The following is a 254-nucleotide window of genomic DNA, read 5'->3' as shown; positions in this document are numbered from 1 at the left end:
AGGCCATGTCCCAGCTGCTGTGGTCGGCATAGCCGACGCGGAAGATCACGAACGGTGCTTCGCCCACCGCGTAGCGCGCGCGCCAGTCGAAGGCGAGGGTGCCGCGCTGGGCGAGGATGTTGCCGGGCGCATCCCAGGCAAGCACGCCGTCGTCCTGCCATTGGATCGCCTTGCCGCGCGCTACGCGGTGGGCGAAGCACCGTTCGTGATCTTCCGCGTCGGCTATGCCGACCACAGCAGCTGGGACATGGCCT

The sequence above is a fragment of the Stenotrophomonas sp. HMWF023 genome, assembly GCF_003060985.1.
GTDB classification, from domain to species: domain Bacteria; phylum Pseudomonadota; class Gammaproteobacteria; order Xanthomonadales; family Xanthomonadaceae; genus Stenotrophomonas; species Stenotrophomonas lactitubi.
The sequence above is the reverse complement of the archived record's forward strand: the minus strand, read 5'-3'. Positions refer to the sequence as shown.